At 60.0% G+C, this 15,968-nt stretch carries 13 protein-coding genes; 8 read left to right on the forward strand and 5 right to left on the reverse strand.

What is annotated here, in order from left to right; translation table 11 throughout:
• Positions 1 to 21 precede the first annotated feature (21 nt).
• Positions 22 to 1,494, reverse strand: a complete 1,473-nt coding sequence (locus GM415_RS02045) for an alpha,alpha-trehalose-phosphate synthase (UDP-forming) (protein WP_158946177.1) — start codon at positions 1,492 to 1,494, stop codon at positions 22 to 24.
• Between the two features lie 204 nt (positions 1,495 to 1,698).
• Between GM415_RS02045 and GM415_RS02050 the strand changes: the two genes are divergently transcribed.
• The 3 genes from GM415_RS02050 to GM415_RS02060 all read left to right on the forward strand — a co-directional run bounded on the left by GM415_RS02050 (position 1,699) and on the right by GM415_RS02060 (position 4,460).
• Positions 1,699 to 1,959, forward strand: coding sequence for a co-chaperone GroES (locus GM415_RS02050; RefSeq protein ID WP_158946178.1), 261 nt, complete (start codon positions 1,699 to 1,701; stop codon positions 1,957 to 1,959).
• 81 nt (positions 1,960 to 2,040) lie between these two features.
• A complete protein-coding gene (gene groL / locus GM415_RS02055) occupies positions 2,041 to 3,627 on the forward strand; it encodes a chaperonin GroEL (RefSeq protein WP_158946179.1) in 1,587 nt (528 codons plus the stop codon).
• Between the two features lie 281 nt (positions 3,628 to 3,908).
• Positions 3,909 to 4,460, forward strand: a complete 552-nt coding sequence (locus GM415_RS02060; protein WP_158946180.1) for a tetratricopeptide repeat protein — start codon at positions 3,909 to 3,911, stop codon at positions 4,458 to 4,460.
• Between the two features lie 12 nt (positions 4,461 to 4,472).
• On the opposite strand, the gene GM415_RS02065 is transcribed toward GM415_RS02060, so the two are convergent.
• Positions 4,473 to 6,539 carry a methyl-accepting chemotaxis protein gene (locus GM415_RS02065; protein WP_242012318.1) on the reverse strand — a complete coding sequence of 689 codons (2,067 nt, stop codon included), beginning with the start codon at positions 6,537 to 6,539 and terminating at the stop codon, positions 4,473 to 4,475.
• Positions 6,540 to 6,777: 238 nt separating this feature from the next.
• Between GM415_RS02065 and GM415_RS02070 the strand changes: the two genes are divergently transcribed.
• Positions 6,778 to 8,082 (forward strand): right-handed parallel beta-helix repeat-containing protein, encoded by a 1,305-nt coding sequence (locus GM415_RS02070; RefSeq protein ID WP_158946181.1) that lies wholly within the window; start codon positions 6,778 to 6,780, stop codon positions 8,080 to 8,082.
• A gap of 225 nt (positions 8,083 to 8,307) precedes the next feature.
• The gene (locus GM415_RS02075; RefSeq protein ID WP_158946182.1) at positions 8,308 to 8,589 is read left to right on the forward strand and encodes a DUF2325 domain-containing protein; all 282 of its coding nucleotides are present in this window, start codon (positions 8,308 to 8,310) and stop codon (positions 8,587 to 8,589) included.
• 25 nt (positions 8,590 to 8,614) lie between these two features.
• Here the strand turns inward: GM415_RS02075 and GM415_RS02080 are convergent, their stop codons facing one another.
• The 3 genes from GM415_RS02080 to GM415_RS02090 form a co-directional block, all read right to left on the reverse strand.
• Positions 8,615 to 9,568, reverse strand: a complete 954-nt coding sequence (locus GM415_RS02080) for a chemotaxis protein (protein ID WP_158946183.1) — start codon at positions 9,566 to 9,568, stop codon at positions 8,615 to 8,617.
• 152 nt (positions 9,569 to 9,720) lie between these two features.
• Positions 9,721 to 10,812 carry an N-acetylneuraminate synthase family protein gene (locus GM415_RS02085; RefSeq protein ID WP_158946184.1) on the reverse strand — a complete coding sequence of 364 codons (1,092 nt, stop codon included), beginning with the start codon at positions 10,810 to 10,812 and terminating at the stop codon, positions 9,721 to 9,723.
• Positions 10,813 to 10,814: 2 nt separating this feature from the next.
• A complete protein-coding gene (locus GM415_RS02090; RefSeq protein WP_242012319.1) occupies positions 10,815 to 11,429 on the reverse strand; it encodes a winged helix-turn-helix transcriptional regulator in 615 nt (204 codons plus the stop codon).
• 540 nt (positions 11,430 to 11,969) lie between these two features.
• On the opposite strand from GM415_RS02090, the gene GM415_RS02095 reads away from it, so the two are divergent.
• The 3 genes from GM415_RS02095 (at position 11,970) to GM415_RS02105 (ending at position 15,882) form a co-directional block, all read left to right on the forward strand.
• Entirely contained in the window at positions 11,970 to 13,694 is a 1,725-nt protein-coding gene (locus GM415_RS02095) for a long-chain-fatty-acid--CoA ligase (RefSeq protein ID WP_158946186.1), read from the forward strand.
• A complete protein-coding gene (gene cysC, locus GM415_RS02100; RefSeq protein WP_158946187.1) occupies positions 13,684 to 14,280 on the forward strand; it encodes an adenylyl-sulfate kinase in 597 nt (198 codons plus the stop codon). Before GM415_RS02095 ends, cysC begins: the two co-directional genes overlap by 11 nt.
• 471 nt (positions 14,281 to 14,751) lie before the next feature.
• A complete protein-coding gene (locus GM415_RS02105; RefSeq protein ID WP_422393770.1) occupies positions 14,752 to 15,882 on the forward strand; it encodes an ABC transporter substrate-binding protein in 1,131 nt (376 codons plus the stop codon).
• Positions 15,883 to 15,968 lie beyond the last annotated feature (86 nt).

Here is a 15,968-nt window from a genome sequence, read left to right on the forward strand (position 1 = left end):
CCCGGCAGGCCTCCCGCTCTGCTACACCCGCTCGAACTTGAGCGTGTCCACCTCGGGGAAGTCCACCAGGGTCTTGGAAATGCCCGCCTGTAGGAACGAGTCCACCCACCAGTAGATGTTGTTCTTGCGCACCTGGTCCCGAAGATGGGTCATGTGACTGCGTCGCTCTTCCCTGTCCCAGTGCAGGCAGCGATGCAGGGCCTTGGCGATTCCCTCCATGTCGTAGGGGTTGACCAGGTATGCGTCCTTCTGGAGCTGGGCCGCGGCCCCGGCGAACTCGCTGAGCACCAGCACGCCGTCTCCGCTGGTATTGCAGGCGCAATACTCCTTGGCCACCAGGTTCATGCCGTCCTTGAGCGGCGTGACCAGGGCGATGTCCGCCGCGCTGTAGTAGGCTACCAGCTCGTCGTGGGGAAAGCTGCGGTAATGGTAATGGACCGGCACCCAGCCCGGAAAGGAGAACTCGCCGTTGACCCTGCCCACCAGTTGCTCGATCTCGGTCCGCAGCTCCTTGTACTCGTCCACCTCCTCGCGGCTGGGCACCGCGATCTGGACGAAGTTCACATTCCCCTTGAGTTCCGGGAACTGCCGCAGCAGGGTCTGGAAGGAGCGGATGCGCTCGGGAATGCCCTTGGTGTAGTCCAGTCGATCGACGCCCAGGATTATCTTCCGGTGCCGGAGCGCCTCCTTGATGGAGAAAGTCTGCTGCTCGACCTCGGGCCGCTCGGCCATCTCGGAAAACTGGTTGTAGTCGATGGAGATGGGGAAGGCTCCCAGGCGGAACTGGCGGTTGCCCAGGTCCATGGTGACCACCGCGCCCCGGCCCTGAACGCGGGCCTCTGGCATCAGCCGCCGGAGGCAGGCCGAGAAGTTGCGCCGGTCCTGCATGGTCTGGAACCCGACCAGATCAAACTCGGTCAGGGCCTGGATGACCTTCCAGCGCCACGGCAGCTTCATGAAGATGTCCGGGGTGGGAAACGGGATGTGCAGGAAGAAGCCGGTTCGCCGCTTGACCCCCATGCTCTTGAGGAAAAACGCCTGGTGCATGAGGTGATAGTCCTGAATCCAGATGTAGTCGTCGCTGTTGGTCTTGCGCGCGACCATCTCGGCGAACTTGAAATTCACGTCCAGGTACATGCGCCAGTAGCGGGGATGAAAGCGGCAGCGGGACTGAAGATCGTGAAACAGTGGCCAGATGATCTCGTTGGAAAAACCGAAGTAGTAGCCGTCCACCTCTTCCGGGGTCAGGGGGACGGTATAGAGGTCGTAGCCCGCCTTGGAGGAGAAGTCCGCCAGCAGGGAATCCACGTCCAGATTGGGGTCCGAGGAGCCGGACCAGCCGATCCAGACGCCGCCACGGTTCTTGAGCACCGGGGCCAGAGCCGTGACAAGGCCGCCAGCACCCGCCTTGACCTCCCATCCGTCGTCCGTCTTCTTGAGCGCCGCCGGAAGGCGGTTGGACACTACCACGAGCCTCTGTTGCTGGAACGCCATCACCAACTCCTGCTTCTCATTGATTTTTTTCTCTATTACTCCTTTGTTACCGGGGTTTCGCCACTATTTCAAGGGAAGGCCGGTAAAGGTACGGAAAAATGTGACCCGAACCGGTTGACACTGCGCGGAGGAGTCTTATCTCTGTCGGCAGTCAAGCAGAATGCCCGCCCCAAGGCGGGACACTTTTATCATAAGGAGAGAACAATGGGTTTGAAACCGCTCAATGACCGCGTCATCGTCAAGAGGAAGGACCAGGAAGAAAAGACCTCCGGGGGCATCTACATCCCGGATTCCGCCAAGGAAAAGCCCCAGGCCGGTGAAGTCGTGGCCGCAGGCCCCGAGTGCAAGACCGTCAAGGACGGCGACGCCGTGCTGTTCGCCAAGTACGCCGGCAGCGAATTTTCCGTGGATGGCGACGAGTTGATCATCATGCGCGAGGACGACATCCTCGGCGTGTTCGCCTAAACGGCAAGACCCTGCCGGACCGACCGGAATAACGGGTCCGGCCATTCCCCGACAACCAATTCGCTAGAGGATTTTCATACAATGGCAAAAGCAATCGATTACAAGGCTGTCGCCCGCGAGGGCATGCAGAAAGGCGTCAACATCCTGGCCGACGCCGTCAAGGTCACCCTTGGCCCCAAGGGCCGCAACGTCATGCTGGAAAAGACCTGGGGCGCTCCCCAGGTGACCAAGGACGGCGTGACCGTCGCCGAGAAGATCGACCTCGAGGACAAGCTCGAGAACATGGGCGCCCAGATGGTCAAGGAAGTCGCTTCCAAGACCAACGAGATCGCCGGTGACGGCACCACCACCGCCACCATCCTTTCCCAGGCCATCTTCAACGAGGGCGTGAAGCTGCTGGCCGCCGGCCGTAACCCCATGTCCATCAAGCGCGGCATCGACCTCGCCGTGGAAAACGTGGTAGCCGAGCTGGAGAAGCTGGCCAAGCCTGTGAAGAAGAGCTCCGAGATCGCCCAGGTCGGCGCCATCTCCGCCAACAACGACGCCGCCATCGGCGAGATCCTGGCCGTGGCCGTGGACAAGGTCGGCAACAACGGCGTCATCACTGTCGAAGAGTCCCAAGGCCTGTCCATCGAACTGGACGTGGTCGAAGGCATGCAGTGGGACAACGGTTGGCTCTCCCCCTATTTCGTCACTGATCAGGACAAGCAGGAAGCGGTCTTCGAAAACCCGTTCATCCTCCTGTCCGAAGGCAAGATTTCCAACATCAAGCCCCTGGTGCCCATCCTGGAGGCCGTAGCCAAGGCCGGTCGCCCCCTGCTGGTCATCGCCGAGACCGTTGAGAACGAGGCCCTGGCCGGCCTGACCATCAACGCCATGCGCGGCGCCCTCAAGGTCTGCGCAGTCAAGGCCCCCGGATTCGGCGATCGCCGCAAGGAAATGATCCGTGACATCGGCATCATGACCGGCGCGGGCGTGGTTTCCGAGGACACCGCCGTGACCCTGGAATCCATCCGCCCCGAAGACTTCGGCACCGCCAAGAAGGTCGTTATCTCCAAGAAGAACACCCTCATCGTGGGCGGCGCAGGCGACAAGGAAGCCATCGACCGCCGCTGCGAGGAGATCAGCAACATGGCTGCCAACGCCACCAGCGAGTACGACCGCGAAAAGCTGCAGGAACGCCTGGCCAAGCTGGTCGGCGGCGTTGCCGTGGTCAAGGTCGGCGCTCCCACCGAAGTGGAGATGAAGGAGCGCAAGGACCGCGTGGAAGACGCCCTGAACGCCACCCGCGCCGCCGTTGACGAAGGCATCGTGCCCGGCGGCGGCACCGCCCTGGTGCGCGCCGGCAAGGGCCTGGCCAAGCTCAAGGGTGCCAACGACACCGAGCAGGCCGGCATCGCCATCATCGCCCGGGCCATTGAGGAGCCCCTCCGCCAGATCGCCAACAACTGCGGCCTGGAAGGCACCGTGGTGGTGGAAAAGGTCAAGAACCTCAAGGGCGCCAACGGCTTCAATGCCGCCACCGGCGAGTACGTCGACCTAGTCAAGGAAGGCGTCATCGATCCCAAGAAGGTGACCCGTATCGCCCTGCAGAACGCCGCCTCGGTCTCCTCCATGCTGCTGACCACCGAGTGCGCCATCTCCGAAGCCGTCGAAGAAGACGACTAGCCTCGAATTAAATACGATATGCCAAGGGGCCGGACGGTGACGTCCGGCCCCTTTTTTCATGCTTTAATAGCCTCCGGCGGCCGGGGGAAGGGGAGGAAAAACCCTTTGTAAAGGGTTCTTTCCTCCCCTTCCCCCGGACCCCCATCCCCTCCTTTTCCTAAACTTTTTATGTCGCTTCGCTCAGAATTGTGCGTGAGGGGACATTGACGAGTTCTTTGGATCCGGACTTGAGCCCTGGAGAGATCCATTGCCGCCTTGAGCAAAAGAGGGTACCCGAAGACATGTCATTTTTTTCCAGGCTGGTCCCGCCCTCCCGCAAGGGGGAGAATAATTTCAAGCGAGCCCGCGCCGCCGAGTTGCGCCGCGATTTCGACAAGGCGCAAGCGTATTTCAGCGCCGCCGCCGGAGCCTTTGACGACCATTTCGCTCGGCTGAAAGACAAGGGCAAGGCTCCGAGGGCGTCGCACCTGGCCATGGCAGGAATCTGCTACACGAAGCTCGGGCGCAACGAGGATGCGATCACGATCCTTGAGCAATGCCTCGCCATAAAGGATGTCCCGGACGCCTATCTGCACGCGGGATACGCCGCCGCCAAGCTCGGCGACGCTGACCGGGCTGTGGACTACTGGGATCGATATCCCCAGTGGGCGGAGCAGCGCATCGTGGCCAAAGCCCTGAAGGAACAGGTCCAGGCTCTCCGCGAGGAAAAGATCTCCCTCCAGGCCGCCTGCGAGGCGGTGGCCCACGCCGTCCATCAACAGGACAAGCACAACGCCGGAGTCCGTCTCATGCGGCGCGGCAAAAAGGAATATCCGCCCCACCGGGGATATTGAACCTCCCCACGCCTAGTACTGCACGAAATCGTCCTCCCCGGCGGGGAGCGCCGCAGTATTCCCTGTGACTACTACCCGATTCACTTCCGGCTCCGTCCCCACCTGGAAATAGCGCATGGCGTCCTGCAGGGCGGCGGCCTGGCTGGCCAACTCCTCGGACGTGGAGGCCATCTCCTCCGAGGCCATGGCGTTCTGCTGGATCACGGTGTCCAGTTGGCTCATGGCTCGCTCGATCTGGGAGACGCCGTGATTCTGCTCGGCGCAGACCTGGGCCACGCCCTTGATCAGCTCGGCGGTCCGGGCGATCTCCGGGGCCAGCCGCTGGAAAAGGTCGCCGGTCTCCTCGGCAACGGCCACGCTGGAGGCGGAGAGCTCACTGATCTCCTGGGCCGTGATGCCGCTGCGCTCGGCCAGCTTGCGCACCTCGGCGGCGACCACCGCGAACCCCTTGCCCTGCTCGCCAGCCCTGGCCGCCTCGATGGCCGCATTGAGGGCCAGCAGGTTGGTCTGCCGGGCTATCTCCTCGATGAAGACGATCTTGTCTGCGATCTGCCGCATGGCGTCCACGGTACGTCGTACTGAAGACTCGCCTGACTGGATGTCGTTGCGGGAAGTGTCCGCGATGCGGCTCGTCTCCTCGGCGTTCTCCGCGTTCTTGCGGATGGAGCCGACGATCTCCACCAATGAGGCCGACACCTCTTCCACAGAAGCCGCCTGCTCCACGGAGGACTGCGACAGCGTTTCCGAGGAAGCGGACAGTTCCTCGCTGCCTGCGGCCACATTGTCGGTGGCGGACTGGACCTCGCCCACAACCTTCTTCAGGTTGTCCGCCATCCCGAACATGGATTTAAGAATGCCCATGGCCCTGGCCGCGTCCGTTCCATCGGCAATACTCAGGTCCCCGTCTGAGACCCTTGTAGCGACTGCGGCGATATCCACGGGCTCACCACCGATGGTATTGGTCACAGACTTGGAGCCGAATATTCCGGCCCCCACTCCCAACAGGGCAAGGACCGCCGCAACGCCCAGGACCATGAGGATCATGCTCTTGACCGTCGCATCCAGGGAGGCCTGCTTGGCGGCCACGGCCGCGTCGATACTGTCGATGTAGACTCCCATGCCCACTACCCATCCCCAGGGTTTGAACAGCTTGACGTAGGAGAGCTTGGGAAACGAGCCGGACTCGCCCGGCTTGCTCCAGTTGTAACGAACATACCCCTGACCCTGCTCCCGGGCGACCTGTGTCATCTCGGCAAAGAGCCTCTTGCCGCTGGCATCCTGTATCCCCCCGATATCCTTACCGTCGAGATCCGGGTTGGTCGGATGCATGACCATCTTGGGCGTAAGGTCATTGATCCAGAAATAGTTGCCGTCGCTCAGGCGCATCTTGGCCACCTGACGCAGGGCCTCGGCCTGCATCTCGGGCTCGATGTCCTCAAGCCATGAACCCGTGCCGATGATCCAGCCCGCTTCGGGCAGAAGGCGGACATAGGTAATCTTGAGTTTGGCTTCGGTCTCGCCCGGCTTGGGCCACCAGTAGGAGACCATGCCGGCGCCGTCCTTCCTGGCCACTCCGGTCATGGTCCCGAAGATCATGGTGCCCTTGATATCCTTGAGACTGCTCATGTCCTTGCCAACCAGGGCATCCGAGGGGTGGACAAGCACCACGTCATCCAGATCGTGCACCCAGACATAGTTGTCCCCGTCGTACCTGGCAGGCAGCACGATTTTCTCCAGGCCCCGGACAAGTTCTTCGCGCGATGCACCTTTGTGTTCCTGATAATAGGCCTCGACCTGTCCGTAGACCGCGTCGACTACGCGCTCCAGATCTTTCTTCTTGGCCTTCTTCAGGGCTGCCACGTCCTGGGATCGATCATAGAAACTCTCCACGGTGCCACTGGCCATCTGGACCAGGTCCATGAGCCGCTGTTTTTCCTCCTCCAGCGCCTCCCGCCGGAATGTCTCCATCTCATTTTCCGCATAGTCGGCTATCTGCTGCACGAATATCGAACTGAGCGCAATGATGGCCACCACAACCGTCACAACCTGCATCAACATCAACTTCGTCCTGAGCTTCATACTGCAATTCCTCCCCGAATAACATCCGAACCCATAAAAAGTGGAACCGATACGATTCCATTTTTCCTGCTACATTATAGATGAGACAAAGGTAACCCTATTAGTGAAATTTATAATGAACTCAATCATGGAACACGCGGTCTGGCCCGCCGGGCCAACGGAAAGGGCGGATTGAAAAGAAAAACGGATGCATGTACCTTCTGGCTGTCCATGTAACAATATCCGCCCCGGAGGGACCATGCACCGGATCATCGCCATCACCGCCCTACTTATCTTTCTGACCGCAACGCCAGCAATGGCCGACCGGACAGTGGTTGGCACGGGCGACCCGACCATGGACGTGCGGAATGTCCAGGCGGCGGTGAAAGAAGGCGGCCAGATTCTCCTGCGCGGCAGGTTCAATTTCGGTCAGGACGGACGGGTGAACATCACCAAATCCGTACGTATCCTGGGCGAACGGGACGGTTCGGGCGACCCCAAAACCCGAATCACCGGCGGCTTCTGGACCTTCTACTCCCCCCTGCCGGTAAAGGATGCACCCCCGGCCTCAACCGGACCGATCATCGCGATCCACGACATCCACTTCGACGGAGCCAAGGGCACTCCCCTGCATTTCCCGCTCGTGGGAGGCCTGGATGTGCGCGGTTGCCTGGTAACCGATGTTGCCCCACAGGAGATCAACATCACCTGGAACGACGGGGAAACCCTGCTTTTCCAGGCGGGCATCGTGGTGGGCAACCGTCTGGACAGTCCTAAACGGCGCATCAAGCGGGCAGCCACCGGCACCCTGACCGTCGCTGACAACCGCTTCTTCATGGAGACGGCCAAACCAGACCGCACCGCCGGGTACGGAATCATGGCGGACTGGACCTGGGGTGCCGACCTCAAGCTGACCGGCAACATCATCCACCGCGCCTCGCGCAACGGCATCGAGGCCCTGGACAACACCCTCGGGCCCAAGGGCGAAGGCTCCATCGCCATCGATCGCAACCGAATCATCACGGCCGAAGAGGGCATCCCATACCCGCACAAGTACGGCCCCAACGGCATCGTGGCCGGGTGGTACTTCAGCACAACAGGCGGCGTGGAGTTCTCCAAGAACAACCGGATCACGCTCAATGGTAACCGGATCGAGGGGCGGGGCGACCTGTCCACGGGCATGCTGCTCTACTCCAATGACGTCGTGGCCACCTGCAACGACATCATAATGGCCGGAGGTAGCCAGGCCAGGGGTATCGTCCAGACAGGATCACGAGGCTTCTTCGCAAACAACCGAGTCCGTGGAGAAGCGCGCTACGCCATCTGGTGCCACCCCTTCGAAGCGCTCAAGGCCTCGGCCAACACCTTTGCCTGGACAGACCTGAACGACTTCACCGGCGTCAAAGGCCAGGTCCTGCTGGCCGGAACGGTCAATGTGATCATAGGCCGGGTCCCGGCACTCGTGGATAAGGGAAAAGGCAACCGGGTGGTTGAGACCAAGCCCTGCGCCCTGCCCGAGGCCGATCCCGAAGGCGATGCCTGGGAGCCCGTCTCCACACAATAGGCCCGGCCCGAACCATACTCTTCCCAAAGGCATATTGAACACCTTCCACTGCGAAGGGTGTTCCCCCGAGAGGGAAGGCGCTTTAGACAATTCTTAGAAAGAGCATATTATTTCAGCAAGTTGTCTGAACTCCATCCCGGAAAGAATCCGGGTTGACAGCGTGTACTTTCCTCCGTATTAATTGAAAACGATTTTCAACTTCAATTAAAACATGGGGAGAATGCCATGTGCGCAGCATTGGTGGGCGGAATGGATCGGCTCAAACGGGATTACATGAACGAGGCAAAGAAAAACGGCGTCAAACTCAAATGCTACACCGGCAAGGAACGGAAGATTTCAGGCACGCTGGGCAAGGTCGATTTCGTGGTCCTGTTCACAAACAAGGTCTCGCACAAGGCGCGCAAGGATGTCCTGGCTGCTGTCCGCGGTACGGACACGCCAGTTATCATGCGCCACTCCTGCGGGGTCAGTTCCCTCAGGGAATGCCTGGACGAAGCCGGGGCGTGAAGCCGCCAGGGCGCACCCCTGTGGATCACTCCGCCTGGGCCTGCCAGTCTTTGACCAGGTTGATGACCTTCTGCGTCAGGGAGTTAAACTCGGGCTTGGTGATCTGGGCGTCGGCCATGACGGCCTTTCCCTTGTGCAGCACGGAGTTGGAAATGAGCGAGGAGAACAACGCCACGGGAAGGACCTTGAGCACCGGGTCTTCCTTGATGCGTCGAGTCAGGGTGTAGCCGTCCATCTTCGGCATTTCCACGTCGGAGACCACTACGTCCAGATAATCCAAGGGGCTCTTGCCCTCGGCGGTGGCCTTCGCCTTGATATCCTCCAGCTTGCCCCATGCCTGGGCGCCGTCGCCCACCAGTTCGGTCTCGAAATTGGCGTTGCTGAAGTTGGTTCGCAGCAGTTCCCGAACGGAAGTGGAATCATCAGCGATCAAGGCCCGGTACCGTTCGTCCGAGACCACATCGGAGAGGTTTCCCCGTGTCTGCCCGGACTCGTCCAGATCAGCCAGGACCTGCTCCAGGTCGAGCATGAGCACGAACCGGTCCCGAATCTTGATCGTCCCGGTGATGCAGTTCGTTTCCATGCTGGAAAAGTAGCGGTTGGGCGGCTCCACGTCGGCCCAGTTAATGCGGTGGATCTGGGTGACCCCGGAAACCAGGAACCCGGTGATCATGCCGTTGAACTCGGTAACGATGATCGGTTCGTTGACCTCCTTGCCCCGCGCAATACTCAGCCAGATGGAGAGATCGACCACGGGAAGAATCAGGTCCCGCAGGGGGATCGTTCCCAAAAAGCTCGGATGGGCCGCCGCCTCGGACCCGGTCAGTCCCTCGGGGGCTTCGACCACTTCCAGAACCTTGGCCACGTTGACGCCGAAATAATGGGTCTCGACCTTGTCCCCGACCGTTTCATTGATGAAGAACTCAATTATCTCAAGTTCATTCGTTCCGGTCTCCAACAAAATTTCCTGTTCGCTCATAGTCCCTCCTTGGTCCGACGCGGCCATCTGTAGATCCTATACCATCACACTGATTCGAGATGAATGATTTTTTCCGTCTTGCCTCAAACAAGACAAAACAGCCGTCCCGGCCTGGCCGGAACGGCTGCTCTCATGCAATGGATTCGAAAGGCCTATGATGTCGCTGCGTCAGCGCAGTCGGCCTCGGCCAGGCTCAGGGTTTCCCACTGAACCGGCTCCTCGTGCTTGACCGGTTTCTTGAGCGTGGCACCCAGGACCTCGTCCCAGTGAACCGGAGAGACTCCCACGCGCGGGCTTCGGGTGGCGAGGTCCGCCTCGGTGAGTACATGCCCGGCAGGAAGATCGCGCGAAAAAACGATGCATTTGCGCAGCTTCTTCGCCGCGGCCTGCTCATCGGGGAAGACCACCTTGCCCTTGACCTGCATGGCGCGCTCCACTTCGCGGATCATGCCCACCATCAGGGCCAGTTCGGCAGGCTCGAGGGAGGCCTGATGATCGGTGCCCTTGAGGGTTTTGTCGAGAGTGAAATGCCGCTCCACCACGCAGGCAGCCAGTGCGGCCGCGCCCACACTGGGGCCGATTCCCTGCTCGTGGCCTGAATAGCCAACGGGCAGCCCGTAGCGCTCCCTGAGCCCGTCCATGACGGGCAGCCCGATCTGTTCCTCGGGGCAGGGGTAACAGGAATTGCAGTGAAGCAGGATCACCTGGTCATGAAAATGTCGGATTTCGGCCAGGGCGACGTCGATGTCCTCCAGGGAACTCATGCCTGTGGAGAGGATGATCGGAATCCGGGCCTCGGCGTACTTGCGGACCAGGGGAACGTTGACCAGGTCGGCGGAGCAGATCTTCAGCAGCTCCACGTCCAGCGCGAGTATCTGTTTCAGGCTTGGCTCGTCCCAGGCCGAGGCAAAGAAAACCAGGCCTCGGGATTCGCTGTACTCCTTGAGCTCGGCCATCTGCTCGATGGAAAGCTCCAAGGCGTTGCGATGCTCGCCATAGGTGGGTCCGAAACTGTTGCGCCCGGTGTACGGCGCGGCACGGCCCTCCCGGGTGAGGAGCGCCTCCATGTCCCGTTTCTGGAACTTGACGGCCTGGGCTCCGGCTGCGGCGGCCTCGTCGATCATTTGCTTGGCCACGTCGAATTCACCCTGATGGTTGTTGCCGATTTCGGCAACGATGAAGCAGGGATGGCCCTGTCCGATGGTGACGCCTGAGCGGAGCGTAATGGTCTCGATCTGTTTCATAATCAAAATCTCACGATTTGAAATCCGCGCTTTTCGGAATACGGCTTGAGTTGCTCGTAAATTTCGGCCTGCTTGCCGAACGAGGTGATGACCACGGCGTCGCAGTCGACCTGGTCCATGACGTGCGGTGCAGAGACCACATGTCCGTTGAAAAGCTGTCCCTGTTTCCTGGGATCGTTGTCCAGAAGAATCATGATCTGAAAGTCGGTCTCCCGCAGGGCCGAGAGCACCACCTCGCAGGTCTCGGAAGCGCCGAACAGGGCCAGACGGGTCTTGCCCTCCGCCATGAGCGGGCTAAGACGTTCCAGGACGAAATCCTTGATGGTGGTGTACAGCCTGACCGTCTCCGAGGAATAGTCGGAAAACATCTCGCGCCGGGACTGCCGCCCCTGGTCGGTCAGGGTATAGCGGTAGCTCTTGCCGTTGACGGGCAGGAACTCCACCAGACCGTTCTCCTGCAGATGCTTCAGGTACTGGTTGACCATGGCCCCCGAAAGATTGAGCCGCTTTCCGAGCTCGAACTGGGAGAGGCTGGAGTCGCGGGTCAGCGCCTCAAGTATGGCAAGCACGCGAGTCGACTTGCTCGGCTTGAGATACAGCCCGTCCGTGATCAACATACCCTGACTTCCCTTTGCAGCTAACTGTGGCATTGAAACTCTCGTCCATTCGCTCGGTCAATGATTCATCCGGGTTACAGGACGGTTCCGGCGCTGAGTGTATCACCCTAGTCGCGCACCGCAACCCTGTCAACCGGCCCCCTGTCAACATTTCTCCAGCATTCCGGACTGTTCCCGTCCGGGACCCTTCAGGCGAAAATCGTTGACACACTAAATAATCGGCGCTTTTCGTCTATTTCTTTAGCGAAAGGCAACTTTTTCCTTTTGCGCCGACCTCCAGGTGCTTGCAATATGCCAGCCAAGTATGATGAAGCTATCGCTGTCGTGCATCGCATTTTCCTCAACACTCTAATAAACTTGCATTTTCACAGAGCAAGACCTTTTTGAGCCGACTGGCCGCACCCCATGCTTCTTGCCCCGAACGTCAAAAAAATGTCCGGGCCGGGCCGGGCTTCCCGTCCCGGTTGACCCGGCAAGCCGCCTATTATACGTTCTGCGCGCACTTTTGCCGTCCAACCATAGAGCCTCCGAGGAAATTTCATGGAGCAGATTCCCCGCCCCTGGCTGAACGCATACGACCCCGAAGTTCCGGCCACCATTGACTACGAAAAGGTCCCCCTGTTCCGCTTTTTGGACCGGGCTGCGCACAAGTGGCCGAATCGCAAGGCCATCGTCTTCAAGAACTGGTCGGTCTCCTACGCCAAACTCAAGACAATGAGCGAAGTCTTCGCCGCGAACCTCAAGGCGGCGGGCATCCGCAAGGGCGATAGGGTCGCGCTGATGCTGCCCAACCTGCCGCAGACCATCGTGGCCTTCTGGGGCGTAATCCGGGCCGGGGCCATCGGCGTGCTGACCAATCCGCTGTATATGGAGACGGAAATCGTCCACCAGTTCAACGACGCGGGCGTGCGCTGCTGCATCACCCTGGACCTACTCTGGCCCAAGCTTGAAAAGCTGCGCGATGCCATCCCGGTGGAAAAATTCTACGTTACGACCATCGGCGAGGGACTGAAATTCCCGCTCAACGTTCTGTACAAGCTCCAGGCCAAAAAAGCGGGAACCACGCCGAAGATCCCTTATGACGGAAAGGAAGTGCTTCCCTTCAAGCTCCTGCTGAAAGGCCGCAGCAAATTTACCGAGGAAAAGATCGTCGCCGAGGACACAGCCCTGCTCCAGTACACGGGCGGGACCACAGGCGTGGCCAAGGGGTGCGTGCTCACCCACTTCAACCTCGGCGCCAATCTCCAGCAGTGCCAGTCCATGATCCATTCCCTTGGCAGACAGCGGGAGACATTCCTCGGCATTCTGCCCTATTTCCATATATATGGGCTGACCACCTGCCTGACCTGGCCCACAAGCATGGGAGCCACCTTGGCGCCCTTTCCGCGCTACGTGCCCCTGGACGTGCTCAAGGGCATCCACAAGCTCAAGCCCACGGTGTTCCCGGGAGCGCCCGCGGTCTACATCTCGCTGTTGCAGCAAAAGGACGTCGACAAGTACGACATCTCCTCCATCAACGTCTGCGTGTCGGGCTCCGCGCCCATGCCCGTAGAGTACATGGAGCAGTTTGAGAAGCGCACCGGCACGGCCATCTCCGAGGGCTACGGTCTGACCGAGGCCTCCCCGGTGACCCACTTCAACCCGCTTCACGGCGTACGCAAGAGCGGCTCCATCGGCCTGCCCTTCCCGGACACGGACGCCAAGGTCGTGGACATGGACGTGGGTGGCGAGGCGCTGCCGCCGGGCAAGCTGGGAGAGCTGGCCGTGCGGGGGCCGCAAGTCATGAAGGAGTACTACAACCGTCCCGACGCTACTGCCGACGTGTTGCGCAACGGCTGGCTCTATACCGGCGACATCGCCTACATGGACGAGGAAGGCTACTTTTTCATCGTGGACCGCAAGAAGGATTTGATCATTTCAGGCGGCTACAATATTTATCCGAGAGAAATAGACGAAGTCCTGCATGCCCACCCCAAGATCGACGAGGCCGTGAGCGTGGGCATTCCCCACGAAGCGCGCGGCGAGATCGTCAAGGCATATGTGGTTGTCAAGGAAGGCGAAACCCTGACACGCAGCGACGTCATCGCCTACTGCAGGGAGAAGCTGGCCAACTACAAGGTCCCCCGGAGGGTGGAGTTCCGCAGAGAACTGCCCAAGACCATGGTCGGCAAGGTCCTGCGCCGCGCCCTGCGCGACGAAGAAGTAGCCAAGATGCAGAAAAAGAAGAGCAAACGCCCCCAGCCGGAAGGTAACGATGAACGCTAAATACACTTGCAAATATCGCGGGGAAGTCTGCCGCGAAGACCGGGAGAGACAAAACGGACACCGTGCCGTGACCCTGTGGTTTACGGGCCTCTCTGGCGCGGGGAAATCGACCATCGCCCACGCGGTGGAAAAGAGGCTCTTCGACAGCGGGGTCAAGGTCTACACCTTTGACGGCGACAACGTCCGACACGGACTCTGCGGCGATCTTTCGTTCTCTCCCGAAGACCGCAAGGAGAACATTCGTCGAATCGGCGAAATGACCAAGCTCTTCATGGATGCAGGCACCATCTGCCTCTGCGCTTTCATCACCCCGCGCCACGAGGTGCAGCGGCAACTTCGCGAAGCACACGCCGATGGAGACTTCCACCTCATTCACGTGGACTGCCCGGTGGAGGTCTGCGAATCCCGCGACGTCAAGGGCTACTACAAGCTGGCCCGAGAAGGGAAAATCAAGAACTACACCGGAATCAGCGCCCCCTATGAGGCCCCCCAAAACCCCGACCTCCGTCTGGACTCCGACAAGGAGACCTTGGAAGCCTGCGTCGAGCAGGTCATGACTTTTCTCAAGACAAGAATCGCGTTGTAGCGCCCTTCTTCCTCCACTCAGTCATTTCCGGCGGCGCGCCTTCCTAGCGGAGGCGCGCCGCCAATCGTTTTCCACACAAGAGGGTCTGCCCCATGGTTTCGGCCATGATTTGCCCATACCGTCAGCCGACGATTCTTTGGTTTTTGTCAAAAACTCGGCCCGCACCCCGTCGATTTTACCGCTTTGAAATAACATTTATGAAAAAACACTTTCGTATAAAAAGAAATTTCGACGATTATTCGTATGCCAGAATGGCGTAAACACGAAATTAATTCAAACAAACAGCGATATTTGCAAAAATGTATTGGCCGAAACCCCTTTTCTCCACGCTCTATTTTGTGTATGAATCAGGCTTGTCAACACCATTGGTCAAACCCATTGGTCAGGCCCACTGGTCATCATAATTCCTATGAGAGGAGGAACTACATGAAAGGAAGTTATCGCAACTTCGGTGTACTGGCTCTGGCGCTCATGTTGAGCGTGCTCATTTCCGTCCCGGCCCTGGCCGCCGACGCCATCAAAATCGGTTTCAACCTGCCCCTGACCGGCGATATCCCGGAAGTCGGCGAAGGCTCCAAGAATGCCGCCGAGATGTACCTCAAGGACATCAACGGCAAGGGCGGTCTGGAAATCGCCGGCAAGAAATACCCCCTGGAATTCGTCTACATGGACAACGAGTCCAAGGCTGAATCCGCGGTCAACGTCGCCCTGAAGCTCATCGAGCAGGAAGAAGTCGTGGCCATCATCGGCCCCAACTCCTCCAAGCAGGCCGTGCCCGCCGGTGGTACCTGCAACGACAACCGCACCCCGATGATCACCCCCTGGTCCACCAACCCGGACACCACCAAGGATCGTCCCTGGGTCTTCCGCGCCGCCTTCCTGGATCCGTTCCAGGGCCCGGTCGTCGCTGATTTCGCCGCCCAGAAGTTCGGTGCCAAGACCGCTGCCGTGATCTTCGACATCTCCAACGACTACTCCAAGGGCCTGGCTGAGATCTTCAAGTCCTCCTGGGAGAAGAAGGGCCTCGGCCCGGTCGTGGCCTTCGAGTCCCACGGCACCAAGGACCAGGACTTCTCCGCTCAGCTGACCAAGGTCATCTCCGCCAACCCCGACTTCATCTTCGTTCCCGACAACTACAACCAGGTCGCCCTCATCGTGCAGCAGGCTCATGACCTCGGCTACAAGGGCCACTTCATGGGTTCCGATGCCTGGGGCACCCCCGACCTGATCAAGCTCTGCGGTGAAGACTGCTACGGCCAGTACTTCTCCACCCACTACGCCGCCGCCGGTGCCAAGGGCGCCACCAAGGTCTTCATCGACCGCTACAAGGAAGCCTACGGCGACGTCCCGGCTGACTACGCCGCCCTGACCTGGGACTCCATCGGTCTCCTGGTCCAGGCCATCCAGAACGCCGGCAAGGTCGAGAGCAACCCGCGCAAGATGCGCACGGCCATCCGCGAGGGCCTGGCCGCCATCAAGTCCTTTGACGGCATCACCGGCTCCTCCAAGTTCGACGAGCAGGGCGACCCGATCAAGTGCGCCGTGGTCGTCAAGATCTCCGACAAGGGCGAGTTCGTCTTCGAACAGTCCGTCTGCCCGTAAGCTGGCGAGATCGCAAAACAACGGGGCGGGGGCCGCAGGGTCCCCGCCCTTTTAATAGCATATTGGCTTCGTCCGCCCGGCATGGT

The sequence above is a fragment of the Pseudodesulfovibrio cashew genome, from assembly GCF_009762795.1.
Classification (GTDB): Bacteria; Desulfobacterota; Desulfovibrionia; order Desulfovibrionales; family Desulfovibrionaceae; genus Pseudodesulfovibrio; species Pseudodesulfovibrio cashew.